Below are 25,237 nucleotides of genomic sequence, written 5' to 3'. Positions count from 1 at the left end.
GGCGGGCTCAGGCGCGGGCGCGGGTGGTCAGCTCGGCCCAGACCTCCTCGGCGCGGGCCGTCAGCTCCTCCAGCGATCCCTCGTTCGGCACGACGATGTCGGCGACCTTGAGCCGGTCCTCACGGCTCGCCTGGGCGGCGATCCGGGCCTCGGCGTCCTGCCTGGCCATGCCGCGCAGCTCCACCAGCCGGGCGATCCGGACGTCGTCGGCGGCGTCCACCACCACGACCACGTCGTACATGGGGGCGAGACCGTTCTCGGCGAGCAGCGGGACGTCGTAGACCACGATCGCGTCCGCGTCCGCCCGGTCCTGCAGCTCGGCGACGCGCGCGCCGACCAGCGGGTGCACGATGCCGTTGAGGACGGCGAGCCTCTCGGGGTCGGAGAAGACGATCGAGCCGAGCTTCGGCCGGTCGAGCGTGCCGTCGGCGCGGAGGATCCCGGCGCCGAACGCCTCGACGACCCGGGCCAGCCCCTCGGTGCCGGGTTCGACCACCTCGCGGGCGATCCGGTCGGCGTCGATCACCACGGCCCCCAGGGAGGCCAGCCGCCGCGACACCTCGCTCTTGCCGGACCCGATTCCGCCGGTTAGTCCCACCTTCAGCATGACGGGCAGCATAACGCGGCGGGCGGCGGGACGGCGGGAGCGGACTCGGCCGGGCTGCCTCCGCGTGCGCCGACCCCGGCGGACGGGTCCCGGGCGGGTCAGGGTTCGCGGCGCAGGTGGACCAGCGTGAGATGGTCGCTCATCCGCTCCCGGCGGGTCTCGCGGTAGCCGTGACGCCGGTACAGCCTGAGGTTGCCCTCCGACAGGTGACCGGTGAACAGGTCGAACGCCCGCGCGGAGGCGGCCTCGGCGTGGAGGGCGGACAGCAGCGCCCCGCCGACGCCACGGCCCTGGGCGTCGGGTGCGACCACGAGGCGGCCGACCAGGCAGGTGGTGCCGGACATCCTCCCGCGGACCGCGCCGACGATCCGTTCCCCCTGTCGGGCGACGAGGACGACGCCGGTCTCGACGGCCGCGCGGACCTGCTCGGCCGACTCCACCAGCGGCGGGATGAACGGATCCCCGTAGAGCTGGGCCTCACTGACGTAGGCGGCCCGCTGCACGGTCAGGATCTCTCCGGCGTCCCCGGGACCGGCCCGTTCGATCATGGTCACGGCCGCCACCCTACGGCACCGCCGTACCGTGCGACGGGGGCGGGTCTCCACGGTCCTGAGCGCGGTTCCGCGGCCGGAGGCGGCCGGAACGTGAAAAGGACCCCGCCGAAGCGGGGTCCTTCCTCACATCACTCGCTCAGGGCCTGCGCCCGGCGGGACCGGTGTCAGCTCTGGCCGCCGGCGAGCTTCTCGCGCAGAGCGGCGAGAGCCTCGTCGGAGGCGAGGGCGCCGGCCGCCGGAGCGGAGGAACCGCCGCCGCTCGAACCGGCCGACTGGGTCTCACCGGTGTAGGACGTCGGAGCCGCCTCGGCCTCGGCGTCGGCCTTGCGGGCCTCCTCGATCTGGCGCTTGTGGGCCTCGAAGCGGTTCTGGGCCTCGGCGTACTGCCGCTCCCACTCCTCGCGCTGCTTGTCGAAGCCCTCGAGCCACTCGCCGGTCTCGGAGTCGAAGCCCTCGGGGTAGATGTAGTTGCCCTGGTCGTCGTAGGTCGCCGCCATGCCGTACAGCGTGGGGTCGAACTCGACGTCGGCGCCCATCGCGGACTCGTTCGCCTGCTTGAGCGACAGCGAGATCCGGCGACGGTCGAGGTCGATGTCGATGATCTTGACGAAGATCTCCTCGCCGACCGTGACGACCTGCTCGGGGATCTCGACGTGACGCTCGGCCAGCTCGGAGATGTGGACGAGGCCCTCGATGCCCTCCTCGACCCGGACGAACGCACCGAACGGCACCAGCTTGGTGACCCGGCCGGGCACGACCTGGCCGATCTGGTGGGTACGGGCGAACTGCTGCCAGGGGTCCTCCTGCGTCGCCTTGAGCGACAGGGAGACCCGCTCGCGCTCCATGTCGACGTCGAGAACCTCGACGGTGACCTCCTGGCCGACCTCGACGACCTCGGACGGGTGGTCGATGTGCTTCCAGGACAGCTCCGAGACGTGCACCAGACCGTCGACGCCGCCGAGGTCGACGAACGCGCCGAAGTTGACGATCGAGGAGACGACGCCCTTGCGGACCTGACCCTTCTGCAGGGTGTTGAGGAACGTCTGGCGAACCTCGGACTGGGTCTGCTCCAGCCAGGCGCGGCGGGACAGGACCACGTTGTTGCGGTTCTTGTCGAGCTCGATGATCTTCGCCTCGAGCTCGCGGCCGACGTACGGCTGCAGGTCGCGGACCCGGCGCATCTCGACCAGGGACGCCGGCAGGAAGCCACGGAGGCCGATGTCGAGGATGAGACCACCCTTGACGACCTCGATGACGGTGCCGGTGACGATGCCGTCCTCGTCCTTGATCTTCTCGATCGTGCCCCAGGCCCGCTCGTACTGAGCGCGCTTCTTGGACAGGATCAGACGGCCTTCCTTGTCCTCCTTCTGGAGGACGAGCGCCTCGACGTGCTCGCCAACCTCGACGACATCCGCCGGATCGACATCGTGCTTGATCGAGAGCTCACGCGAGGGGATGACACCCTCGGTCTTGTAGCCGATGTCGAGCAAAACTTCGTCTCGATCGACCTTGACGACGGTGCCCTCGACGATGTCGCCGTCGTTGAAGTACTTGATGGTCAGGTCGATCGCTGCGAGGAACTCTTCCTCGGACCCGATGTCGTTGACCGCTACCTGCGGGGTGCTCGAGGTGGCCTCAGTGCTGCTCGTCATGTGTGGAAGTGCTCCGAACGCGGACAGATGTCGATGTGGCGAACACGCAGCAGGCCTCTTACCGATCAGCCGGAGAATCCGGAGGATTACGCCGACTTGATCGAGCGCGAGCCCACTCGGTCCGAGACACGCACGAGCCCACAGCGCAGCGATCAGCATATGAGACCAGACGAGCCTGGTCAATCCGGGGGCACGACACGCCGGGGGTCCGGACCGGAAATCAGCTGATCCGGACCGTGATCGGGGTCGCTCAGTAGACGATCACCCGTCCCCTGTTCCGGGAGCTGATCTTACCGCGAAGTCCTTTGGGAACGGAGATGTGGGCCGGATCACCGTCGGCGGTGTAGCGCCGGTCGGGGTGGTCGCGCAGCCACTCCAGCCAGTACTGCGAGCACCATCGACGACATTCGCCTTTTTTACCGTTGCTTTGGATCCGCTGGATGGCCCGCCAGTCGTATCCCTTGGTGAACGGCGACTCCGACGGCTGCGCCCCGGCCAGGAAGACGCCCTTGAACCGGTAGGTGACGCCGTCCCACTTGCCGGCCTGCACGATGGACCTCTTGCGCGGCATCGCGCCGTAGGGCAGGGCCAGCGTCTCCGACGGCCCGACGCCGAGCCGGCCGAGCAGCCGCTCGGTCCGCGCGAGCTGCTCGGCGACCTTCTTCTTCGGCATGGCGGGGAGGTAGGGGTGACGCCAGGTGTGGTTGGCGACCTCGAACCCGTGGGAGGCCAGCCAGTCCACCGCGCGCTTCTGGTCTTTCTCCGCGCGCAGCCCGAACGGCTCGCGGTTGACCCAGAAGGTCGCCACCGGGCGGAAGCCCGGGTACCTCCTGGCGACGTCGTAGATGACCCCGACGGCGGTGTCCTTGACCGGCGCGCCGGAGTCGTCCAGCGCGAAGTGGCTGGAGTGGCCGTCGTCGAAGGTCAGCACGACCGGGTGCTTGCCGGCCGGGATGTCCATCCGGCCGGTGACGAACTCGCGCGCGGTGACCGGCACGTAGTCGTCCTCGGCGAGCCTCTCCAGCTCCTTGCGCAGCTGGGCGGGCGTGCGGTCGATGGAGGCGGCGCGCTTGGCGACGATCCGGTGGTACATCAGCACCGGGACCATCCCGGCCTCGTTGGCCCCGACCTGCCGGGCGAACTCCGGGGTGGCCGGGACGGGCGGCGGCAGCTCGGCCGACGGCAGGGCGGGGTCCGCGGACTCCGCGGAGCCCGGAGACCCCGAGGGGTCCGGCGCGGCGGACGGCGAATCCGTCGCCCGCCCCCTCGTCCAGTCGGCGACCGGCGTGGTCGCCGGGGGCAGCACCAGGAGCGCCACCACCGCGACGGCCACCACCAGCACGTTCACCAGCATGATGACCTGTGCGAACGGCGTCAGACTCCGCACGAAACCCCCGTGACGTCGAAGATGTCGGCTCGATGACCCACCCTAGAGCAGATCCGGGCGGGCCGGACGATCCCGACCGCCGGGGCTCAGTGGCCGGCGTCCTCCCAGGTGCGCCCGACGCCCACGGAGACCTCCAGCGGGACCCGCAGGGAGTAGGCGGCGTTCATCCGGCCGACGACCAGGTCGCGCAGCGTGTCGAGCTCTCCGGGCGCCACCTCGAACACGAGCTCGTCGTGGACCTGGAGCAGCATCCGCGACCGCAGACCGGCCTCCTTGACCGCGCGGTGGACGCCCAGCATGGCGACCTTGATGATGTCGGCCGCCGACCCCTGGATCGGGGCGTTGAGCGCCATCCGCTCGGCCATCTCGCGGCGCTGGCGGTTGTCGCTGTTGAGGTCGGGGAGGTAGCGGCGGCGGCCCAGGATGGTCTCGGTGTAGCCGTCCTGCCGGGCCTGCGCGACGATCGCGTTGAGGAAGTCGCGGACGCCGCCGAACTCCTCGAAGTACTCCTCCTTCAGGCCCCTGGCCTCGGCCACCGGGATGTTCAGCTGCGCCGACAGCCCGTAGTCGGACAGGCCGTAGGCCAGGCCGTAGTTCATCGCCTTGATCTTGGCGCGCATCTCCCCGGTGACCTCGCCGGGGGCGATGTCGAACACCCGCGCGGCGGTGGCCTGGTGGAAGTCGTGACCCGACTCGAAGGCCGCGATCAGCGACTCGTCGCCGGACAGGTGCGCCATGATCCGCAGCTCGATCTGGCTGTAGTCGGCCGTCAGCAGCGTCTCGTAGCCGGAGCCGACCACGAAGCCCTGCCGGATCCGGCGGCCCTCCACGGTGCGGATCGGGATGTTCTGCAGGTTGGGCTTCTCGGAGCTGAGCCGCCCGGTGGCCGCGACGATCTGGTTGAAGGTGGTGTGGATCCGCCCGTCGTCGGCGACCTCCTTGATCAGGCCCTCGACGGTGACCTTGAGCTTGGCCTGGTCGCGGTGACGGAGCATGATCGTCGGCAGCTCGTGGTCGGTCTGGGTGGCCAGCCAGGCCAGCGCGTCGGCGTCGGTGGTGTAGCCCGTCTTGGTCTTCTTGGTCTTGGGCAGCCCGAGCCTGACGAACAGGATCTCCTGCAGCTGCTTGGGCGAGCCGAGGTTGAACTGCTCGCCGACGCAGGCGTGCGCCGCCTCCACGGCCTGCTTGACCGCGGCGCCGAACTCGGCCTCCAGCCGGCCGAGGTGGTCGCCGTCGGCGGCGATCCCGGCCCGCTCCATCTCGGCCAGCACGCCCACCAGCGGCAGCTCCACGTCGCGCAGCAGGCCGGCGCCGCCGCGCGTCTTCAGGAACGCCTCCAGCGCGTCGGCCAGCTCGGCCACGGCCAGCGCCCGCAGGCCCAGGTCGCGGGCGGCCTCCTCCTCAAGGTCGTCGAACAGGCTCGCCTGGCCGCCGTCGTCGGCCTGGCCGCGCAGCTCCCGCTGGAGGTAGGAGCGCGCCAGGTCCTCCAGCGGGAAGGCGCGCTGCCCCGGCATGGCGAGGTAGGCGGCCAGCGCCGTGTCGCACGTCAGGCCGCGCAGCTCCATCCCCTGGGACCACAGCGCCAGCATGGGGCCCTTGGCGTCGTGGACGGCCTTGGCCGCCGACTCGTCGGCCAGCCACGCCCGCAGCGCCGCCTCGTCGGACTCGGTGAGCGCCACGGGGTCGACGAAGGCCGCTCGGCCCGGCGCGCCGTCGCCCGGCACGGCGATCGCGATGCCGTCCAGGCGGCCGGCGCCCTTGGCGTAGGAGCCGGTGAAGGCCAGGCCGGCGCGGTGATCCGGGCCGGTGGGCAGCGCCGCGAGCCAGGCGGCGACCTCGTCGGGGCCGAGCCGCACGACGTCGACCTCGAACGCCTCGCCGTCCTCGCCCGTGGCCTCGGCCGTGCCGAGCGTCTTGAACAGCCGGTCGCGGATCTCGCCGCGGAACTCCAGCGTGTCGAGGATCTTGTCGATCTCCCCGCGGTCCCACCGGCCGATCGTCAGCGCCGCGACGTCCTGCTCCAGCGGCGCGTCGCGCAGCAGGTGGGTGAGGCGGCGGTTGAGCAGCACCTGGTCGAGGTGGGCCCGCAGCTTGTCGCCGACCTTGCCGGTGACCTCGTCGACCCGGTTCACCAGCTCCTCCAGCGAGCCGAACTCGCGGATCCACTTGGCGGCGGTCTTCTCCCCCACGCCCGGGATGTTGGGGAGGTTGTCGCTGCTGTCGCCGCGGATCGCGGCGAAGTCGGGGTACTGGACCGGGGTGAGGCCGTACTTCTCCTCGACGGCCTCGGGCGTGAACCTCGTCATGTTGCTGATCCCCACCCGGGTCATCAGCACCGTGATCCGGTCGTCGACGAGCTGCAGCGCGTCGCGGTCGCCGGTGACGACCAGCACGTTCATCCCCTGGTCGGCGGCGCGGGTGGCGAGCGTGGCGATCAGGTCGTCGGCCTCGTACCCCGGCAGCGACATGTGCGGGACGTGCAGCGCGTCGAGCATCTCGTGGATGAGGCTCATCTGGCTGCGGAAGCTGTCGGGGCTCGCGCTGCGGTTGGCCTTGTAGGGGGTGTACTCCTCGTGCCGGAACGTCGGCTCCGACCGGTCGAAGCAGACCGCCACGTGCGTGGGCTGCTCGTCGCGGAGCACGTTGACCAGCATCGACGTGAAACCGTAGACCGCGTTGGTCGTCTGCCCGGTCGTCGTGGAGAAGTTCTCCTCCGGCAGGGCGTAGAACGCCCGGTAGGCCAGGGAGTGACCGTCCAGCAGCAGCAGACACGGACGAGAGGGGGTCGCTTCGTTCTTCGGCACACCAAAAGCCTAGTCTCCTGGTGCGACAGAAAACCTGGGTCGGTACGACAGGAGGCATCCCCTTGACCATGACGGACCCCGACGAGGTCGCCCGCCGGCTGTGGGAGCGGCTCGGCGCCTCCCAGGCCGACACCCTGATCGGCCGGATGGGCATCGAGATCGTCGAGGCCGGCCCGGACCGGGTGGTCGGCCGGATGCCGGTCGAGGGCAACGTCCAGCCGTACGGCCTGCTGCACGGCGGCGCCTCCTGCGTGCTGGCCGAGACCCTCGGCTCGGCCGGGGCGGCGCTGTTCGCCGGGCCCGGCCGGATCGCGGTGGGCGTCGAGATCAACGCCTCCCACCACCGCTCGGCCACCTCCGGCCACGTCACCGGCGTCGCCACCCGGATCCACGGCGGCCGCACGCTCGCCACCTACGACATCCGGATCACCGACGAGCAGGACCGCCTGGTGTGCACCTCGCGCCTGACCTGCGTGCTGCGCGACCGCTGACCCCGTACGGCCCCGCGCCGTCCGCGCCTCCGGCGGTCCTCCCGGGCCACGCGGGGCCGGCGGGCCTCCAGGCGCGTGCCCGCTCCGCGCGGGACCGCCGATCCTTTACGTTGCGAGGCCGGATCCGGGCCGTACATCTTTGCACTATCGGCACATGGGTCGCTACGGTGGGTGACAGCGGTGCCCGCGGGGAGGCCGAGTAGAAAACGCGCAGGGTCGGGGAAGCTCTGCACGGCGCCAAAGGCCTCCCCCGGGCCCCGGGAACGGCCTCGCGGCCCCGCACCGGGGTGCGGGGCCGCGAGGGCCGTGCCGGACGTGCGGGACGCCTCAGACGTCGGTGTGGGTCGGGTCCAGCACCCGGCGCAGGAACGCCTTGGTGCGCTCCTGCTGCGGGTCGCCGATCACCTGGGCGGCCGGGCCGTCCTCGACGATCACGCCGCCGTCCATGAAGACCACCCGGTCGGCTACGTCGCGGGCGAACGCCATCTCGTGGGTGACCACGAGCATCGTCATCCCCTCCTCGGCCAGCTTGCGCATGACCGCCAGCACGTCGCCGACCAGCTCGGGGTCCAGCGCCGAGGTGGGCTCGTCGAAGAGCATCAGCGCCGGGTTCATGGCCAGCGCCCGGGCGATGGCCACCCGCTGCTGCTGGCCGCCGGACAGCTGCGCCGGGTAGGCGTCGCACTTCTCGGCGATGCCCACCTTCTCCAGGTTCTCCCGGGCGACCCGGTCGGCCTCGGCCTTCCCGCGCTTCAGCACCCGCCGCTGGGCGATCATCACGTTCTCCAGCACCGTCATGTGCGGGAACAGGTTGAACTGCTGGAAGACCATGCCGACCCGGCGGCGGGCCGCGTCGAGGTCGACGTCGGGGTCGGTCAGCTCGATGCCCTCCAGGACCACCCGGCCGGAGGTGGGCTGCTCCAGGAGGTTCACGCACCGCAGCAGCGTCGACTTGCCCGACCCCGAGGGGCCGATGACGCAGACGACCTGGCCGGGCTCGACGGAGAAGTCGATGCCCTTGAGGACCTCCAGCTCGCCGAACGACTTGTGCAGGTCGCGGATCTCGACCGCGTGCTCCACCCCGCTCACCGTCCCTTCGCCTGACGACGTTCCAGCCGGGAGGCGAGGTAGCCCAGCGGGATGGTGACCAGGAGATACGTGATGCCGACCACCAGGATGGGGGTGGCGTTGGCGTAGGTGGAGGCCATGTCGTTGCCGAACTTCGTCAGCTCGACGTACTCGCCGGACACGCCGAGGAACAGCACCAGCGAGGAGTCCTTGAGCAGCGCCACGAACTGGTTGGTCGTCGGCGGGATCACGATCCGCACCGCCTGCGGGATGACGATGCTGACCATGGCCCTGGCGTGCGACATGCCCAGCGAGCGGGCCGCCTCCATCTGCCCCTTGGGTACGGCCTGCAGGCCCGCGCGGAGCGTCTCGGCCATGTAGGCCGCGCCGACGACCGTCAGGCCCAGGATGCCCTGGCCGTAGGTACCGCCCGGAACCTCGAAGCCCGGCAGCGCCAGCGGCAGGAACAGGATGAGCAGGAAGATCAGCAGCGCGGGCAGCCCGCGGAAGATCTCGATGTAGGCGACCGCGATCCACCGGTAGGGGCGCACCGACGACATCCGCATCAGGGCGAACACCAGGCCCAGCAGGAAGGCGAAGACGAAGCCGCCCACCGAGTAGATGATCGTGTTCTTCAGCGCGACCGTGAACAGGTCCGGGAACATCTCCCCGGCGACCTCGCCCTTGGCGAAGTTCTGGCCGAGCGGGCCCCACTCGACGCGCAGCGCGAGGAAGACCACCAGGGCCGCCAGCACGACGTACTGGACGGCCCGGCTGATCCGTTGCTTCTTGCGGGGGCTGAGGCCCGTCCGGCCGGAGGGGGTTCCGGCCGGACGGGACGGCTCAGCCGCCTTGAGATGGTCGGTCATGGATCAGCCGAGCTCTCCGGGCTTCTTGCCGAACCACTTCATGAAGATCTCGTCGTAGGTGCCGTCCGACTTGGCGGCGGCGATCGACTCGTTGATGGTCTTCAGCAGGACGGGGTCGGCGTTCTTCTTCAGGCCGATGCCGTACTGCTCACCGGTGTCGAGGCTGGCGACCATCTCGAACTTGTCGGCGATCTCCGGCTTCTTCAGCCAGGTCAGCACGACCGGCAGGTCCTGGACGATCACGTCGACCTGACCCGACTGCAGGCCCAGCAGTTCCTTGGGCGAGTCGGCGAACTCCTTGGGGTTGAGACCCTGCTTCTTGACGTAGTCGAGGCCCGTGGTGGAGGCCTGCGCGCCGAGCCGCAGGTTCTTGCTCTTGATGTCGTCGAGGGAGGCGGCGCCGCTGCCCTTCTTCGCCAGCAGCGCCTGGGTGGCGTCGAAGTAGGGGTCGGAGAAGTCGATGTTGGCCTTGCGCTCCGGCGTGATCGTCATGCCGGCCGCGGCCGCGTCGCACTTGCCGGTCGCCATCGCCGCGCCGCTCTTGATGACGGCGAAGTCGATGTCCACGATCTCCTGCGTCAGGCCGAGCTTCTTGGCCGCCAGGTCCATGATGTCGACGTCGAAGCCGACGGTCTTGTCGCCCTGCTTGAACTGGAAGGGCTCATAGGGGAGGTTGGTGCAGACGGTCAGCTTGCCGGGGTTGACCACCTTGACGCCGCCCGCGGCGGACGCGTTCGACGAGGCGCCCCCGTTCGACGCGGTGGTGTCGCCACCGTCACCGCCACAGGCCGACAGGCCGAGCGCGCCGGCGACGACCATGGCGCCCACCGCCAGCGTCCGACGGCGGAGAACAGAACTCAGGCCCACAACGGCCTCCTTACGGATCGGTGTCGCATCCGGAAACAGATACCTCAGTGCTGGGAATGCTTTCCCAGCCGCATGGCCATGCAGATCACCGATACGACACAATTCGGACAACAGTCACGTTCGAAGCCGCCCGGTCGCCGCCTGTTCCGGCATCGATCCCGGCGCCTCCTTCATCCGACGGCCAACGCCCGGTTTCGCGCCGGCCTGTAAGAACGGCGGCCGGTCAGGCCGCGTCCCCAAACAATGTAAACGAACTATATTCGCACTTCAGAGCGGTGTGTCCCCGTTCACACGCTCCCCACCGGGCGCCCCAAGCTCCGGACGCCCGCCGGAACCGGCGGCCCCGACACGGTTCACGTGCCCGCGCCGGACTCATTGATCTCCGCGACCGCCTCGGTTACGTTGCCCGGTGTGCGCAACCCCCCTACCGCGTTCGCCGGTGCCGCGCTGACCGCACTCCTGCTCTCCGGCTGCTCAGCGGCGGACCCGCCGGCCCCGGCCGCGACCGCCGCCCGCGGCGCCTCCCCCGCGCCCGCCTACGACCTGCCGACCCGCCACGTACGGCCCGGCGAACGGGCCGTGCACGCCGCCCCGGTCACCGACGGCGACACCCGCTTCCAGGTCATCGGCCTGCAGACCGGCCTCGACGGCTTCGTCGGCAGCCACGGCGAGTGGCAGGCCAAGGGCCAGTACGTGGTCGTGCGGATCGTCGCCGAGAACCCCGGCCGCACCAACTCCCGGTTCGACGCCAAACGCCAGCGGCTCCTCACCGCCGACGGCACCGCCCACGCCGTCAACGCCTTCGCCCAGGCCATCAAGCGCCAGCCCGACACCCTGCCCCTCGGCGCCGAGGTCAGGATCGAGATGGACCTGTGGTTCGACATCCCCAAGGACGCCCGGGTCACCGGCATCCGCCTGTTCGGCGACCCGCCGCTCGGCGTCGGCGGCACCACCAAGGGCGCCGAGGTGCCGCTCCGCTGACCCCCGGGGGCGGCGGAGGGCGGCAGGGGACAAAGAGCCGCAGGCGACCCGCGCCGGCCGTGCGGTCCGCCGCCGCGGGGCTCACCCCGTGGCGGCGGACCGGACCGGCCGGCACGGGACGTCACGCCTCCGGCGCGCCGCTCCGCTCCTCGGGCACGGCCCGCTCCTGGGACACGGCCGGCTCCTCCGGCGCGTCGTGCCCCAGACCGCCGCCGAGATAGGCGGCCTGCACGTCCGGGTCGTTCAGCAGGTCGGCTGCGGGCGCGCTCTTGACCACCTTCCCGGTCTCCAGCACGTACGCCCGGTGCGCCAGCTTCAGCGCCTGCTGGGCGTTCTGCTCCACCAGCAGCACCGTGGTGCCCCGGCGGTTGATCTCCTCGATGATGGAGAAGATCTGCTGCACCATCAGCGGCGCCAGACCCATCGACGGCTCGTCCAGCAGCAGCACCTTCGGCTTGGCCATCAGCGCGCGACCGATCGCGAGCATCTGCTGCTCACCGCCGGACATCGTGCCGGCCGCCTGGTTGCGGCGCTCGGCCAGCCGCGGGAACAGCTCGTACGCCTCCGCCAGCTCCGCGGAGAAGCTGCCCGAGCGGGTGTAGGCGCCCATCAGCAGGTTGTCGTGCACCGTCATACCGGGGAAGACGCCACGGCCCTCGGGGGCCTGCCCCAGGCCCGCCACGACCCGCTTGTGGCCCGGCATCCTGGAGATGTCCTTGCCGTCGAAGACGATGCTGCCCGACGTCAGGCCCCGCAGGCCCGAGATCGTCTTCAGGGTCGTGGTCTTGCCCGCCCCGTTCGCCCCGATGAGCGTGACGATCTCACCCTCGTTCACCTCGACCGAGATGCCCTTGAGGGCCTCGATCTTGCCGTAGTGGACGTGGATGTCCTTGACCTCAAGAAGCATCTGCGGGAGCCCCCAAATACGCCTCGACGACCCGGGGGTCGTTCCGCACCTCATCCGGCAGCCCGTCGGCGATCTTCTGGCCGAAGTCCAGCACCGCGATGCGGTCGCTGATGCCCATGATGAGGCTCATGTCGTGCTCGATGATCAGAATCGTCCGGCCGGCGTCCCGGATGTCCCGGATCAGCTGCTGCAGCGCCACCTTCTCCGCCGGGTTCATGCCCGCGGCCGGCTCGTCCAGCAGCAGCAGCTTCGGGTCCGTCGCCAGCGCGCGGGCAATCTCCAGCCGCCGCTGGTCACCGTAGGGCAGGTTCTTGGCGTAGTCGTGCGCCCGATGGGAGACCCCGACGAAGTCGAGCAGCTCCATCGCCAGCGCCCGGCCCTCCCGCTCGGCCTGCCGGTGCCAGGGCAGGCCCAGCGCCACGCTGACCATGCCCGCGCGATGGTGGACGTCGGAGCCCACCATCACGTTCTCCAGCGCCGTCATGTTGTGGAACAGGCGGATGTTCTGGAACGTCCGGGCGACACCGCGCTTCGTGATCTTGAAGCGCTTGAGACCGCTGATCCTCTCGCCCCCGAACAACACCTGGCCCTCCGTGGGCCGGTACACCCCGGTCACCACGTTGAAGACCGTCGTCTTGCCCGCGCCGTTCGGACCGATCAGGGCGAAGATCTCCCCCTCACCGATCGTCAGGCCCACGTCCTTCAGCGCCGTGACACCGCCGAACCGCATCGTCAGCCCCTGCAGCTCCAGCAGCGCGCGACGGCCCTCCCGGCCCGCCTCCGCGTTCGCCCCCGTGCTCACCTCGGTGCTCACCTGGAGGCCACCTCCTCACCGTGCGACTCCGGCCCGGGCACCTCGGCACCGAGCGTCCCCATCCCGCCGGAGCCCTCCTTGAACTCCGCCTTGCGCTGCCGCGACGGCAACAGCCCCTCCGGACGGAAGATCATCAGCGCCACGAGCACCGCACCGAAGATCAGCATGCGGTAGTCCTTCAGCTCCCGGAAACGCTCAGGCAGCCACGCCACCACGAACGCCCCCAGCATGACGCCCGGCAGATTGCCCGAGCCGCCCATGACCACCGCCGCCAGGATCGTCGCCGACAGCAGGAACTGGAAGTCGTTCGGATTCAGCGACACCGACTTCGCCGCCCACAGCACACCCATCGCGCCACCGATCGACGCGCCGATCGCGAACGCCAGCATCTTGAACCGGAACGTCGGCACGCCCATCACCTCGGCCGCGTCCTCGTCCTCACGGATCGCCGCCCACGCACGCCCGACCCGGCTCTTCTCCCACCGCTTCACCAGAATGATCACGATGACCGCCAGCGCCACCAGCAGGTAGTAGTACGGCCTCGGGTCCAGCACGCCGTACTTGAAGATCTTGACGCCGAACAGCTCGAAGTCCTCACTCAGATTCGGCGGGTGCGGAATGCCGCTGATACCCGTCGGACCGCCGATCGAGTCGGTGTTACGGGCCGTGATCCGGATGATCTCACCGAAGCCCAGCGTGACGATCGCCAGATAGTCACCGCGCAGCCGCAGCGTCGGAGCTCCCAGCGTGATGCCCGACAGGGCGCAGATCCCGATGCCCACCACCAGGATCACCCAGAAGTCCCAGCCCATCCTGGTGCCCAGCAACGCCATCGCGTAGCCGCCCACCGCGTAGAACGCGACGAAACCCAGGTCGAGCAGACCCGCCTGGCCCACCACCACGTTCAGGCCGATCGCCAGCACCACGTACGTGCCGATCGGGAAGAACAGGATCGTCGCCCAGTCGGTGTCGGGCGACATGAAACTGCCGATGCTCTCCGACGGCAGCAGCAACGCACAGACGATCAGCAGCAGATAGACGATCCACCGCTGCCAGCCCGGCGCCCGCAGCCACCGGTCGTGCATGACGTCACCGAAGTGACTCAGCTGATGACGGAAACCCGCCGAGGAAGTCTTCTTGTTCATGCGCGCGCCTGCTGGAGTGATTCACCGAGGATTCCGGTGGGACGGAACATCAGGACCAGGATCAGGATCGTGAAGGAGATCACGTGCTTCCAGTCGGAACCGACGAGGATCGCACCGTAGTTCTCCACCAGACCCAGCACGACCCCGCCGACCAGCGCACCACGCAGGTTGCCGATACCGCCCAGCACCGCCGCGGTGAACGCCTTGATGCCGAAGAGGAACCCGATGTAGTAGTTCGTGTTCTCGTACGAGATCAGGTACAGCGCGCCGGCCACACCGGCCATCGCGCCGCCGATGAGGAACGTCATCCGGACGATGTTGTTGATGTCCACCCCCATCAGGGTGGCCGCCTCCGGATTCTGCGCGGTCGCACGGATACCACGGCCGATCTTCGTCCGGTTCACCAGCGCGTCCAGCGCGATCATCATGCCGATCGCCGCGATGATCACCACCACCTGGTCCACCCGCACCGGATGACCCGCGATCGAGAAAAGCTCCGACCGCTCCATCAACCGGGGCAGACCCATCTGGATGCGGCCCCGCTCCGGACGGTCGAACACCCCCGGAATCACCACCAGGGCGAACAGCTCCTGAAGGAAGATCGAGGCGCCGATCGCCGAGATGAGAGCCGCCAGCCGCGACGCGCCACGCTTGCGCAGCGGCTTGTAGGCCACCTGCTCCAGCGCGATCGCCGTACCCGCCGACGCCAGCATGCCCGCCGCGATCATCGCCAGGATCACGCCCACCAGCGCGATGCCGGTGAGCGTCGAGTCGATGCCCAACGTGAACGGAACGAACATCGCGCCGAACGTACCGATCATGAACACTTCGGAATGCGCGAAATTGATCAACCGCAGCACGCCGTACACCATCGTGTAGCCGAGCGCGATCAGAGCGTAAATGGAACCGAAGGCCAGGCCGTCGATCGACGCCGGCCAGAATTGATTGATGAAGTCACTGAACACTTGGGGGATACCACTTCCAGCGGGGGTCGCCTGCACTGCCGGTAGCCCACGTCACCGGCCCGGGCCTCGTGAACCCGGCCCGGACGCACAAGGGGAGCGGGACCGCACTTCGGCGCTCCCGCTCCCCGCGCGTCGACTACCTACTCTTCTCGTCGGCCGGCGCTAGCCCAGCTTCGCCTCGGACGCCTTGCCCAGCAGCGTGATCGCGCCGTTCTTCACCTGGTACATGTAGATGTCCTTGGCCTCGACCTCACCGTTGGCCCCGAACTTCACCTGCTTGGAGACACCCGCCAGATCAACGGTCTTGATGAACTCGTTGATCTTCTCCGGGGTGGTGTTGCCCGCCTTCACCGCCTCCACGAGGACCGACGCCGCGTCGTAACCCTCCGCCGCGTAGATCGCCGGGTCGGCGCTGTAGGCCGCCTTGTAGGCGTCCGCGAACTTCTTCACCTTCTCGTCGGTCACGTCCGCCGTGGCGATGTAGCAGGGGCAGCCCACCAGCGCGCCCTCGGCGTTCGGCGCACCGGCGCCGTCGATCAGGCCCTTGTCCAGCGAACCGTCGGCCGAGAAGAACTTCGCGTCCTTCACGCCCTTGTCACGCAGCTGCTTCAGCAGGTTGCCCGCCGCCGCGTAGTAACCACCGAAGAAGATCGAGTCCGGCTTGGTCGCCGCGACCTTGTTCACCACCGAGGAGTAGTCGCTCTCCTGCGGGTCCAGCGAGTCGGTGGTGACCTTCACACCCTTGGTCTCCAGCTGCCCCTTGACCGCGTCGGCCAGCGGCTTGCCGTAGTCCGACTTGTCATCGATCACGAACGCGTTCTTCGACGCCGCGGCACCCGCGATGAAGTCCGCGATACCGGGACCCTGCACGCTGTCGTTCGGAAGGATGCGGTGCCAGTACTTCCAGCCGTTCTGAGCCAGCTTCGTGTTCGTCGCCGACGCCGTGATGCTGGGCAGCTGCGCTTCCTCCAGCACCGGCCCCACCTGCGCCGACTCACCCGAGAAGGCCGGGCCGATCATGGCCGCGACCTTGTCGTTCTTGATCGCCTGCTGAGCCAGACCGACGGCCTTGGAACCGTCACCCTGGCTGTCGTACTCGACCAGCTCGATCTTCACGGACGGATTCGTCTTGTTGTACTCGTCGAACACGAGCTTCGCGCCGTTCTTCGGCGGAATGACGATGCCGGAGTTCGGGCCGGTCAGGTCTCCCATGAAACCGATCTTGACCGTGCCGGAGGCCGCACCGGAGCCGCCCTCCGAAGGCTCCGCGCTCGAGCCACCGTCACCACAGGCGGCGAGACCGAGAGAGAGCGCCAGACCGGCAGCGAGCAACCCACCGAGGCGAGCAGTCCTAGGCCGCAAAGTTGCCTTCCTTTCGCCCGGACCCCCGAGTCGGGACCGGGTTCACAGATGCCCTCCCTGACGGAGTGGCCAGGGGGTTGTTGACGGTTAGTACAACCAGCCCATGTCACGGGTCGATACAGGAAGCGCCCCCGTAACCGTTTCGTTATTACACCGATTCTTTACGGCTACCCAGGCAAAAGCCATGGTCATCCATGACCCCGCACCGCATCGGGAGGTCACTCCAAGTACGCGAAAGACCCGCGCACCCCCTCGAACCCGAAGAGCACGCGGGCCCCGAAACCCACGAAACACCAAGACACCCCGGCACCCGCCACAACGGGCACACCGCCCACCCCGAACCGGTCCCCGAACCGACCCCCGACCCCGTCACCCGACCCAGGACCACCGGTCCCCACACCGGCCGCCCACCCCGAACCGGCCACCCCACAGTCCGCCCCCGAGCGGACCATCCAGGAACAGGCCGACTACGAACAAACCACCCGCAGACGGATCAACCCTCCGACGGCCCCTGCTCCTCCCCCGGCCCCTCCGACACACCGTCGACCACGATCTGCGCCACCTGACGCATGCTCAACCGCCGATCCATCGACGCCTTCTGAATCCACCGGAACGCCTGCGGCTCGGACCAACCATGCTGCGCCATCAGCAGCCCCTTCGCCCGCTCCACCAACTTCCGCGTCTCCAGCCGATCCGACAGCGTCCCGACCTCACGCTCCAGCGCCGCGATCTCCTCATGCCGGCTCACCGCCATCTCGATCGCCGGCACCAGATCCGACTTCGTGAACGGCTTCACCAGATACGCCATCGCCCCGGCGTCCCGCGCCCGCTCCACCAGATCACGCTGCGAGAACGCCGTCAGAATCAGACACGGCGCGATCCGCCGCGCCACGATCTGCTCCGCCGCCGAGATACCGTCCAACACCGGCATCTTCACATCCAGGATCACCAGATCCGGCCGGTGCTCGGCCGCCAGCTGCACCGCGGCCTCACCGTCCGCCGCCTCGGCGACGACGGCGTAACCGTCCTCTTCCAGCATCTCCTTGAGATCGAGGCGGATCAGGGCCTCGTCTTCCGCGATCACCACTCGCCGCTGCGTACTCACGAGCAAGAGGGTACCGACGTCCGCTAGATTGGGACCACGCCGGTGTCCGAGTCCGATCCAGTTCTGGGTAAGCTCTAGCCGACGACAAAACCGGACAAGTCCGGATTTATGCCCCGATAGACCAATTGGCAGAGTCGATGGCCTCAAAATCCATTAAGTGTGGGTTCGAGTCCCACTCGGGGCACTGAAAACCGCTCGCCTTTCGAGGCGAGCGGTTTTTTCGTACCTCCCCGAGAAACTCTGCGCATGCACACCGACACCGTCCGTGAAAGAGTGCGTCGGCTTCTGGCGACCGGTGAGACCATCAGCGCGGTCAGCCGTCTGACAGGAGTTCCCCACTCCACGATCAGGGGTCGGCGGGACTCCCAATGGCGCCCCTCTGCGAAAACGACTCTCTGCCCCCGGTGCGAGACCGTTCCGAGACCCCCTGAACCGCAGAGCGCATACGCCTATCTCCTCGGCCTCCATCTTGGGGACGGCTGTATCAGCGTCATCGGTGATCCGGCGAAACAGGTCTGGTCATTACGCATCATGTGCGCGGATTCCTGGCCAGGCCTCCAAGACGAGTGCGCCGAAGCGCTTCTCGCCATCAGGCCCGACAACAAGGTGCGCAGACTCCCCCGACAGGGCTGCACGGAGATCAACTCCTTCTCCAAGCACTGGCCCCACCTGTTCCCGCAGCACGGTCCGGGGAAGAAGCAGGATCGCCCGATCAGGCTGGAAGAATGGCAGCAGCAGATCGTCGACGCGAATCCCGGCAACCTCGTCCGAGGTCTCATGCATTCCGATGGATGCCGTCTGGCCAACAGAGTGAAGGGAAAATCGGCCGACGAGACGTGTTTCCACGAATACCCTCGCTATCTGTTCGTCAACGAATCCCGCGACATCCTGGAGCTGTGCGGGAAGGCGCTCGACCTTCTCGATGTGAAGTGGCGCCATTCGAAGCCCAACGCCATCTCCATCGCCAGACGGGAGGCCGTCGCTCGGCTGGACGAGTTCGTGGGGCCGAAGTACTGAGGCGATGTCCGGGCGCCCGACGCTCTGGCGGCCTGAAGCGCCGGAGCGCCGGAACCCTGGAGCGCACACGGCCGGTTCCGCGCTTTCGGACCCCGTCCCCGGCAGTGGACGCTCCGCTCTTCACGCCCGGCCGGGCGGCCGGGCGGTCCCGGTTCGATCAAGCCGAGGCCACCCTTCCGGCACGGCCGCCCTCCAGCACGGCCGCCTTCCGGGTACGGCCGCCCTCCGGGCGCGGAGGCGGGTGACGCGGGACGGGACGGGGCGTGGGGTTCGGCCGGGGGTGGGGACCGGCCAGGGACGCGGGGTTCGGCGGGTGCGAGGGCCCGGAGGGGCTTCGGGGGCATAAGACCGAAATATGGCGAAATATGTCCGTGTCCGAAATACCATTTTCGGTCACTTGCTCTTCGTAGCCCACCACTGCGCTGGGTGCCCGGCAGGTGAGACGCGAGACCACGCCGCGGGGCCGACCGGCCCGGCTCTCCGCGTTATCCCGCTGTGACATGCGGTTATGTCAAGCCGTTCCCAGACTTCCCGGTCTTCACTCAGACCCGAAACCGGCATTCGAACATGCTTGAAGATTCATCTCTTGACGCGGATTACCCCGGAAACGTAGGAATAACGTGCCTTACCGCTATTAATACTTTACGGGGCAAAACCCCTGTTTAGGACTATGGGGGGTGGATGCTCGAAGCGATGCGGGAGGACCCCTCGTCCGCCTCGTTGCCAGGTACGCGACACGTCTCATCTCCGGCGGAGACGCCTGCGGAAGCACCCGCGGGAACACCGCCGGCGACCCCGGTTCCCGTCGAATGGACGTCGGGACCGTCCCATGTCTCCCCCCGGACCACGCTGTGCGACCTCATCGCCGCGCAGGCGGCCCGCTCCCCCGGCTCCCCGGCCGTCCGCCAGTGGGACGCCCTTCTCACCTACCGTGACCTGCTTTCCTCGGCCACCGCGCTGGCGGCTCGGCTGCGTGCCCTCGGGGTCGGCCCCGAGGTCCGGGTGGGGTTGTGCCTGCGGCGCACCCCGCTCATGCCGGTGGCGGCGCTCGGCGTGATGCTGGCGGGCGGCGCCTACGTCCCGCTGGACCCGGGGCATCCCCGTCGCCGGCTCCAGGAGGTGATCGAGGACGCGGCGATCGGCGTGGTCGTGGCCGACGAGGACGGCCGTGGCCTGCTGCGGGAGTGCGGGCGCACGCTGGTCGTCCCGGAGATCGTGTCGTCCCCGGCCGAGCCGTCCCCCGCCGGGCTTTCCCCCGCCGGGCCGCTCCCCTCCGAGCCGATCCTCACCGGCCGGCCTCCCGGCGATCCGTCCTCCGGAGTCCCCGGCTCCGGGGTTTCGGTCTCCGGCGGGGTTCCGGTCTCCGGGGACGCCCGTCCCGGCAACGCCGCGTACGTGCTGTACACGTCGGGTTCGACGGGCCGCCCCAAGGGCGTGGTGGTGGACCACGCCTCGGCGGTGGCGTTCGTGACGGCGGCGGTGGCGCGTTTCGGGCTGGACGCCTCGTGCCGGTCGATCGCGTTCTCGGCGCTGGGGTTCGACGTGTCGGTGCTCGACATGTTCGCGCCGCTGGCGGCGGGCGGGTGCGTGCGGCTCGTGCCGGACGAGGACAGGGTGGATCCGGGCCGGTTGCAGCGGTTCCTGGAGGCGCACGAGGTCACGTGGGGGTTCGTGCCGCCCGCCCTGCTTCCGCTGGTGGATCCGGCGCGGCTGCCGTTTCTGCGGGATCTGGTGACGGCCGGGGAGCCTCCGGGGCCGGAGCAGGTGGCCCGGTGGTCGGCGTACGCGCGGTTCCACAACTGGTACGGGCCGACGGAGACGACGGTGTGCGTGGTGGGGGCGGAGCTGTCGGGGGTGTGGGACCGGCCGCTGCCGATCGGCCGCCCGCTGGCCGGCTGCCGGGCGCACGTGCTGGACGATCGGATGCGGGAGTGCCCGGTGGGGGTGCCGGGTGAGCTGCACATCGGCGGTCCGCAGGTGAGCCGGGGGTATTTGGGTCGTCCGGGGCTGACGGCCGAGCGGTTCGTGCCCGATCCGTTCTCGGCTGAGCCCGGCGCGCGGCTGTACCGGACGGGTGACCGGGTGGCCTGGCAGGAGGACGGCCGGATCGCGTTCATGGGGCGGCTGGACCGGCAGGTGAAGGTCCAGGGGCAGCGGGTGGAGATCGGCGAGGTCGAGTCGGTGGTGCGGGCTCACCCGGGGGTGCTGCAGGCGGTGGTGGACGCGCCCGGGGAGCTGGTGGCGTACGTGGCGCCGCTGGACGCGCCCGACCTGGCCGCGTTGCGGGAGCACTGCGCGTCGCGGCTGCCGCCGTACATGGTGCCGACGAGGGTGGTGCGGGTGGCGGCGTTGCCGCTGAACGCGTCGGGGAAGGTGGATCTGGGCGCGCTGCGGGCCGCGTACGGCCCGGTGGCCGCCGGGTCCGCTGCGGCGGCCGGGCTTCCGGATGGTACGGCCGGCTCATCCGATGTCCCGGGGCTCGCCGGGCAGGCGGGGGACGGCGGGCTGGCGGCGATCTGGTCGCGGGTGCTGCAGGCTCCGCCGCCTGAGGCGGACGACGACTTCTTCGCCGTCGGCGGGCACTCGCTGCGTGCGATGCGGCTGGTGGCGGCGGTCCGGGCGGAGCTGGGGCGGGAGATCTCGGTCGAGGACGTCCATTCGGCCCGGGTGTACGGCGCGCTGGCGGCGAGGGTGGCGGGCGCGCCGCGTGTCGGGGGCTCCGGCCGGGGCGGGGGTCTCGCGGAGGACGGGGCTCCTCCGGAGAACGAGGATGTCCGGGACGGCGTCCCCGGCGCCTCCGGTGCCGCCGCGAGGCCGGTGCCGTCGGCCGATGCCGCCGGTGCCGCCGTGGGGCCGGTGCTGTCGGCGGCGCAGCGGCGCATGTGGTTCGTGGAGCGGCTGGCGCCGGACACCCCGGCGCACAACATCGCGATGGCGGAGCGGGTGCGGGGCCCGTTGGACGCGGGTGCCCTGGAGCGGGCGCTTGAGGCCGTGGTGGCCCGGCACGAGGCGTTGCGGTGGCGGGTTCCGGCGGAGGACGGTGTGCCGCGGGTGTCGGTGGCTCCGGCGGGGCCGGTGCCTTTGCCCGTGGAGGATCTGTCCGGTCTCGCGACGGACGCGCGGGAGGCGGCGCTGGCGCGGGTGCTGGACCGCGAGGCCCGGGAGCGGTTCGACCTGGCGGCGGGGCCGCTGCTGCGGGCCAGGCTGGTGCGGCTGGCGGCGGACGAGCACGTGGTGGCGGTGACGGTGCACCACATCGTGTTCGACGGCTGGTCGCAGGATGTGTTCTTCCGGGATCTGGGCGTGGCCTACCGGGGTGGGGCGCTGGAGCCGGTGGGGGTCTCGTTCGGCGACTACGTGCGGTGGGCGCGGGAGCGGGACGGCGGGGCCTCCGGGGCGGGGCTCCCCGTGGACGGGGCCTCCGGGGCTGAGGCCACCGGTGACGGGGCCTCTGGCAGCGGGATCTCCGGGGGCGGGGTCTCCGCGGGTGGAGCCTCCGGGGAGGCACTGGAGTGGTGGCGTGCCCATCTGGAGGGCGCGCCGACGGTGGTGGACCTGCCGAGGGACGCGCCGCGTCCGCCGGTGCAGACGTTCCGCGGCGCCGTACGGCGGGCGGGGCTGGACGGTGAGCTGGGCGGGCGGGTCAGGCGGCTGGCGGCGGAGCTTGGGGTGACGCCGTACCCGGTGCTGCTGGCGGCGTTCGGTGAGCTGGTGGCCCGGTTGACCGGTGAGCGGGACCTGCTGGTCGGCACGCCGTACGCCGATCGGGGGCGCGCGGCGTTCGCGGAGCTGGTGGGGATGTGCGTGCGGATGCTGCCGCTGCGGTTGCGCCAGGACGGCGACGCGTCCTTCGCCGAGTCCGTGCTGCGGTGCCGGGACGAGCTGGCGGAGGTGGTGGCGCGGGGGGACGTGCCGCTGGAGCGGGTGGTGGAGGCGTTGCGGGTGCCCCGGGATCTGGGGCGGAACCCGGTGACGCAGGTGTTGTTCAACATGTACGACTTCGCCGGGGCGAAGCTGGACCTGCCGGGATGTACGGCGGAGCCGCTGGCGGCGGGCCTGCCGGGTTCGCTGTTCGACCTGACGCTGTACGTCGCGGCGGAGCCGGGGCCCGAACCGGGACCGGGGCCGAAGGCGGGGTCGGGTGCTGAGCCGGGGCCCGGGTCCGCGGGAGGTTACGCCCTGCAGCTGGTGTACAACCCGGATCTGTTCTCCGCGGCGCGGATGGAGGCCCTGCTGGCGGGTTACGCGTGCCTGCTGGAGGATCTGCTGGCGCGTCCGGACGAGCCGGTACGGCTGGCGCGGACTGCGGAGGACCCGGCGGGCGGAGAGCCGGTGGCGTCCGAGTCGCCACCCGCGTGGGACGGTCCCGGGCTGCCGGAGTCCCTGCGGGCGGACGCGGTGGCGGAGGGTTCGGGGCGGGTGCTGGACGGCGCGGCGCTGGCGTCGTTGCGGGACCGGGTGGCCGGGGCGGTACGCGGGGCGGGGGTGGAGCCGGGGCAGGCGGTGGCGGTGCTGGCGTCGCGGGTTCCAGAGTTGCCGGGCGTGCTGCTGGGCGTGCTGGTGAGCGGGGCGAGGTGGGTGGTCCTCGATCCGGCGTATCCGGTGGCGGTGCTGGCGCGTCAGGTGGAGGCCGCGGGGGCCGTGGCGGTGCTGCGCTGCCCGGGGACGCCGGGCGACGCGGACCTGCCGATGCCCGCGGGTCTGCGGGAGATCGTGCCGCTCGACGGGTGGGAGGTCGCACCGGCTGACGCGCGGGGGGCCACGCCGCCCGGTGCGCGGGAGACCGCGCCGCCCGGCGTACGGAGGATCGAAGCGCCTGACGCGCGGGAGACCGCGCCACCGGAGGCGGATGCGCCGGGGGCGGAGCCGCGTCCGGCGCGGGGGTATCTGTCGCTGACGTCGGGCACGACGGGTGAGCCCAAGCCGGTGGTGACGGGTGAGGGTCCGCTGGCGCACTTCGCGCACTGGTACGTGGAGACGTTCGGGGTGTCGCCGGCCGACCGTTTCGCGTTGCTGTCGGGGCTCGCGCACGATCCGGCGCTGCGGGACCTGTTCGTGCCGCTGGTGGCGGGTGCGCGGCTGTGCGTCCCCGAGGCGGCGACGGTACGTGATCCGCTGCGGCTGGCGGAATGGCTGCGTGAGCGCCGCGTGACCGTGCTGCATCTGACGCCGCAGCTGGCGCGGATGCTGTGCGGGACGGGCGGGGTGCTGCCGGATGTGCGGCTGATCGCGACGGGAGGTGACCGTCTCACCTTCGCCGACGCCGGGCGGTTGCGTCGCCTGGCGCCCGCGGCGCGTGTGGTGGCGTTCTACGGCACGACGGAGACGCCGCAGGCGCACGCGTGGTACGAGGTTCCGCCCGGCGCGGCGGAGAGCGCGGAGCCGGTGCCGGCCGGGCGGGGGGTCGAGGGCAGCGAGCTGCTGGTGCTGGCCGGGCACGGTGGCCGGGCGGGGGTGGGTGAGCTGGGCGAGGTGGTGGTGCGCAGCGCCAACCTCGCGGACGGCTACCTCGACGCCGAGCTGACCCGGGCGCGGTTCACCGCGGAGGGTTTCCGGACCGGTGACCTGGGGCGGTTGAACCCGGACGGGACGGTGACGCTCGCCGGGCGGCGGGACGACCAGGTGAAGGTGCGGGGCTTCCGAGTGGAGCCGGGCGGGGTGGAGGCGGCGCTGGCGGCTCATCCGGCGGTGCGGTCGGCGGCGGTCGTGGCGGTGGGCGGCGCCGGCGGTGCCGGTGGCGGGCGTGAGGCGGTGCTGTACGGCTACGCCGTCCCGGTCAGGCCGGGGGTGTCGTCCGCGCGGCTGCTGGAGCATCTGCGGGGCGTGCTGCCGGAGTACGCGGTGCCCGCCGGGGTGGAGGTGGTGGCGGCGTTGCCGTTGACGCCGAACGGCAAGGTGGATCGTGCCGCGTTGCGTCTGCGGGCGCCCGGTCCGGCGACGATGTCCGCCGGGCGGGGCCACGGCCTGGACGGCGGTCCCGGCGGTGGTCCGGCCGGTGTTCCGGGACTCGATCCGGCGGCGATGTCCGCGGGGCGGGGCCACGGCCCGGCCGGTGGTCCCGGTGGCGGTCCGGCGAGGGTGCCGGGGCGCGGTGCGGGTGGTGGTCCGGGTGGGGAGCCCTCGGGGCCGACGGAGCGGGCGGTGGCCGAGGTGTGGCGGGCCGTGCTCGGTGTGCCCCGGGTGCGGGCGACGGACAACTTCTTCGAGATCGGCGGTCATTCGCTGGCGATCGCCGCGGTGCAGGCGCGGCTGGCGGGGGTGCTCGGCCGGGAGGTTCCGGTCGTGGACCTGTTCCGTCATCCGACCGTGCGGGCCCTGGCGGCGCATCTGGACGGCGGGGGTGACAGCCCGGGTCTGGACCGGGCCGCGCGGCGGCTCGCCGTACGGCGGGACCGGATGAGGGGGCGGGCCCGCAGACCTGACTGAGCCGGGCGGTCCCGCCGTACGGCGGGGCCGCGCCGCGTGCGGTGCCCGCGCCCGGCCGCGGGTGCCGGAGAGGAAAGCCGCAGAGGAAAGCCGGAGAACCACAGAAAGCCGTAGAAAGCGCCCCCGAAGAGGCCCCAAGAGGGACCGCCGCGCCGGCGGGCCACGGAACCGCGAGGCCCGCCGGGCCGCAGGAGAGCTCGTGAGTGAGAGGGAAGG

The 25,237-nt window shown here is 70.6% G+C and carries 18 protein-coding genes and 1 tRNA gene; 5 read left to right on the top strand and 14 right to left on the bottom strand.

What is annotated here, in order from left to right; all coding sequences use genetic code 11:
- Nucleotides 1–7: 7 nt before the first annotated feature.
- From coaE to polA, 5 genes are all read right to left on the bottom strand, one after another.
- The gene (gene coaE / locus ACQP10_RS12820; RefSeq protein WP_346020247.1) at nt 8–607 is read right to left on the bottom strand and encodes a dephospho-CoA kinase; all 600 of its coding nucleotides are present in this window, start codon (nt 605–607) and stop codon (nt 8–10) included.
- A 98-nt stretch (nt 608–705) separates the two neighbouring features.
- Nucleotides 706–1,212 (bottom strand): GNAT family N-acetyltransferase, encoded by a 507-nt coding sequence (locus ACQP10_RS12815; protein WP_346020248.1) that lies wholly within the window; start codon nt 1,210–1,212, stop codon nt 706–708.
- 113 nt (nt 1,213–1,325) lie between these two features.
- Entirely contained in the window at nt 1,326–2,813 is a 1,488-nt protein-coding gene (gene rpsA, locus ACQP10_RS12810; protein WP_179818319.1) for a 30S ribosomal protein S1, read from the bottom strand.
- A 250-nt stretch (nt 2,814–3,063) separates the two neighbouring features.
- Nucleotides 3,064–4,200 (bottom strand): polysaccharide deacetylase family protein, encoded by a 1,137-nt coding sequence (locus ACQP10_RS12805; RefSeq protein ID WP_346020249.1) that lies wholly within the window; start codon nt 4,198–4,200, stop codon nt 3,064–3,066.
- Nucleotides 4,201–4,286: 86 nt separating this feature from the next.
- Entirely contained in the window at nt 4,287–7,004 is a 2,718-nt protein-coding gene (gene polA, locus ACQP10_RS12800; RefSeq protein ID WP_346020250.1) for a DNA polymerase I, read from the bottom strand.
- Nucleotides 7,005–7,072: 68 nt separating this feature from the next.
- Between polA and ACQP10_RS12795 the strand changes: the two genes are divergently transcribed.
- Nucleotides 7,073–7,495, top strand: a complete 423-nt coding sequence (locus tag ACQP10_RS12795; RefSeq protein ID WP_386148686.1) for a PaaI family thioesterase — start codon at nt 7,073–7,075, stop codon at nt 7,493–7,495.
- Nucleotides 7,496–7,822: 327 nt separating this feature from the next.
- Here ACQP10_RS12795 and ACQP10_RS12790 read toward each other — a convergent pair whose 3' ends face one another.
- Genes ACQP10_RS12790 through ACQP10_RS12780 form a run of 3 tightly spaced genes read right to left on the bottom strand, consistent with a single transcriptional unit; the run spans nt 7,823 to nt 10,299 of the window.
- Nucleotides 7,823–8,584 carry an amino acid ABC transporter ATP-binding protein gene (locus ACQP10_RS12790; RefSeq protein ID WP_312872968.1) on the bottom strand — a complete coding sequence of 254 codons (762 nt, stop codon included), beginning with the start codon at nt 8,582–8,584 and terminating at the stop codon, nt 7,823–7,825.
- Nucleotides 8,581–9,432, bottom strand: coding sequence for an amino acid ABC transporter permease (locus tag ACQP10_RS12785; RefSeq protein WP_346020251.1), 852 nt, complete (start codon nt 9,430–9,432; stop codon nt 8,581–8,583). The genes ACQP10_RS12790 and ACQP10_RS12785 overlap by 4 nt, the downstream gene beginning before the upstream one ends.
- 3 nt (nt 9,433–9,435) lie before the next feature.
- Nucleotides 9,436–10,299 (bottom strand): transporter substrate-binding domain-containing protein, encoded by an 864-nt coding sequence (locus tag ACQP10_RS12780; RefSeq protein ID WP_346020252.1) that lies wholly within the window; start codon nt 10,297–10,299, stop codon nt 9,436–9,438.
- Nucleotides 10,300–10,710: 411 nt separating this feature from the next.
- Between ACQP10_RS12780 and ACQP10_RS12775 the strand changes: the two genes are divergently transcribed.
- Nucleotides 10,711–11,280 carry a DUF4352 domain-containing protein gene (locus ACQP10_RS12775; RefSeq protein ID WP_389998268.1) on the top strand — a complete coding sequence of 190 codons (570 nt, stop codon included), beginning with the start codon at nt 10,711–10,713 and terminating at the stop codon, nt 11,278–11,280.
- A gap of 121 nt (nt 11,281–11,401) precedes the next feature.
- On the opposite strand, the gene ACQP10_RS12770 is transcribed toward ACQP10_RS12775, so the two are convergent.
- The 6 genes from ACQP10_RS12770 to ACQP10_RS12745 form a co-directional block, all read right to left on the bottom strand.
- Entirely contained in the window at nt 11,402–12,187 is a 786-nt protein-coding gene (locus ACQP10_RS12770) for an ABC transporter ATP-binding protein (protein ID WP_246423901.1), read from the bottom strand.
- Nucleotides 12,177–13,001 carry an ABC transporter ATP-binding protein gene (locus tag ACQP10_RS12765; RefSeq protein WP_312872973.1) on the bottom strand — a complete coding sequence of 275 codons (825 nt, stop codon included), beginning with the start codon at nt 12,999–13,001 and terminating at the stop codon, nt 12,177–12,179. The genes ACQP10_RS12770 and ACQP10_RS12765 overlap by 11 nt, the downstream gene beginning before the upstream one ends.
- Nucleotides 12,998–14,146, bottom strand: a complete 1,149-nt coding sequence (locus tag ACQP10_RS12760; RefSeq protein WP_346020254.1) for a branched-chain amino acid ABC transporter permease — start codon at nt 14,144–14,146, stop codon at nt 12,998–13,000. Before ACQP10_RS12760 ends, ACQP10_RS12765 begins: the two co-directional genes overlap by 4 nt.
- Nucleotides 14,143–15,111, bottom strand: a complete 969-nt coding sequence (locus ACQP10_RS12755; RefSeq protein ID WP_346020255.1) for a branched-chain amino acid ABC transporter permease — start codon at nt 15,109–15,111, stop codon at nt 14,143–14,145. Before ACQP10_RS12755 ends, ACQP10_RS12760 begins: the two co-directional genes overlap by 4 nt.
- Nucleotides 15,112–15,273: 162 nt before the next feature.
- The gene (locus ACQP10_RS12750) at nt 15,274–16,443 is read right to left on the bottom strand and encodes a branched-chain amino acid ABC transporter substrate-binding protein (protein ID WP_386148674.1); all 1,170 of its coding nucleotides are present in this window, start codon (nt 16,441–16,443) and stop codon (nt 15,274–15,276) included.
- A gap of 523 nt (nt 16,444–16,966) precedes the next feature.
- Entirely contained in the window at nt 16,967–17,560 is a 594-nt protein-coding gene (locus tag ACQP10_RS12745) for an ANTAR domain-containing response regulator (protein ID WP_189245018.1), read from the bottom strand.
- Between the two features lie 128 nt (nt 17,561–17,688).
- Here ACQP10_RS12745 and ACQP10_RS12740 point away from each other — a divergent pair.
- The 3 genes from ACQP10_RS12740 (at nt 17,689) to ACQP10_RS12730 (ending at nt 25,021) form a co-directional block, all read left to right on the top strand.
- Nucleotides 17,689–17,762, top strand: a tRNA-Leu gene (locus tag ACQP10_RS12740).
- 62 nt (nt 17,763–17,824) lie between these two features.
- Entirely contained in the window at nt 17,825–18,595 is a 771-nt protein-coding gene (locus tag ACQP10_RS12735) for a transcriptional regulator (protein ID WP_346020257.1), read from the top strand.
- Nucleotides 18,596–19,276: 681 nt separating this feature from the next.
- On the top strand, nt 19,277–25,021 hold the full coding sequence (locus ACQP10_RS12730; RefSeq protein WP_433541414.1) for an amino acid adenylation domain-containing protein: 5,745 nt from the start codon (nt 19,277–19,279) through the stop codon (nt 25,019–25,021).
- Nucleotides 25,022–25,237: the final 216 nt, after the last annotated feature.

It is taken from the genome of Streptosporangium sandarakinum (assembly GCF_050942225.1).
In the GTDB taxonomy this organism is placed as follows: domain Bacteria; phylum Actinomycetota; class Actinomycetes; order Streptosporangiales; family Streptosporangiaceae; genus Streptosporangium; species Streptosporangium nondiastaticum.
This window is presented reverse-complemented; position numbering and strand designations above follow the sequence as displayed.

Coding starts and splice junctions, on each gene's coding strand:
- ACQP10_RS12730 (WP_433541414.1), top strand. CDS start 19,277: ATGCTCGAAGCGATGCGGGAGGACCCCTCGTCCGCCTCGTTGCCAGGT.
- ACQP10_RS12770 (WP_246423901.1), bottom strand. CDS start 12,187: ATGCTTCTTGAGGTCAAGGACATCCACGTCCACTACGGCAAGATCGAG.
- ACQP10_RS12785 (WP_346020251.1), bottom strand. CDS start 9,432: ATGACCGACCATCTCAAGGCGGCTGAGCCGTCCCGTCCGGCCGGAACC.
- coaE (WP_346020247.1), bottom strand. CDS start 607: ATGCTGAAGGTGGGACTAACCGGCGGAATCGGGTCCGGCAAGAGCGAG.
- rpsA (WP_179818319.1), bottom strand. CDS start 2,813: ATGACGAGCAGCACTGAGGCCACCTCGAGCACCCCGCAGGTAGCGGTC.
- ACQP10_RS12760 (WP_346020254.1), bottom strand. CDS start 14,146: ATGAACAAGAAGACTTCCTCGGCGGGTTTCCGTCATCAGCTGAGTCAC.
- ACQP10_RS12735 (WP_346020257.1), top strand. CDS start 17,825: ATGCACACCGACACCGTCCGTGAAAGAGTGCGTCGGCTTCTGGCGACC.
- ACQP10_RS12795 (WP_386148686.1), top strand. CDS start 7,073: ATGACGGACCCCGACGAGGTCGCCCGCCGGCTGTGGGAGCGGCTCGGC.